Annotated in this window: 1 protein-coding gene; it reads left to right on the top strand. The window is 66.7% G+C overall.

Annotation, left to right across the window (positions count from 1 at the left end):
- Positions 1-415: 415 nt before the first annotated feature.
- Positions 416-709 (top strand): histidine kinase dimerization/phospho-acceptor domain-containing protein (locus tag QZH66_RS17650; RefSeq protein WP_305807124.1); only part of this gene is annotated, 294 nt, incomplete at its 3' end.

The following is a 709-nucleotide window of genomic DNA, read 5'->3' on the forward strand; positions in this document are numbered from 1 at the left end:
GATGCCGAAAGCGCTCTGCACGGCACCGAGGCCGTGCACCGCGAAGTGGCCCTGCCCTACGCCGACGGGCAGATGCACCACACGCTGTACTGGCTGCAGGGGTTTGCGCTGCCCGACGGCGCGCCCGGTGGCGTGATCGGCGTCTTCGTGGACATCAGCGAGCGCCAGCGCGCCGAGCAGGAGCTGCGCCGCGCCAAGGAGCTGGCCGAGGAAACCGCGGCGCTCAAGTCCAACTTCCTGGCCAATATGAGCCACGAGATCCGCACGCCCATGAACGCCATCATCGGCATGTCGCATCTGGCGCTCAAGACGGGGCTCAGCCCGCGCCAGCACGACTATGTCAGCAAGATCGGGCAGGCCGGCCAGCACCTGATGGNACTTCCTGGCCAATATGAGCCACGAGATCCGCACGCCCATGAACGCCATCATCGGCATGTCGCATCTGGCGCTCAAGACGGGGCTCAGCCCGCGCCAGCACGACTATGTCAGCAAGATCGGGCAGGCCGGCCAGCACCTGATGGGGATCATCAACGGCATCCTCGACTTCTCCAAGGTCGAGGCCGGCAAACTGCGCATCGAGCCGCGCCCGTTTGTGCTCGACCAGGTGCTCAGCGGTGTGATCGACGTGGTCGGCCACAAGGCCGCGGCGCAGGGGCTGGAGCTGATCTGCGACGTGGCGGCCAACGTGCCCGCCAATCTGGTGGGCGAT

The sequence above is a fragment of the Stenotrophomonas sp. YIM B06876 genome (assembly GCF_030711595.1).
Classification (GTDB): domain Bacteria; phylum Pseudomonadota; class Gammaproteobacteria; order Xanthomonadales; family Xanthomonadaceae; genus Stenotrophomonas.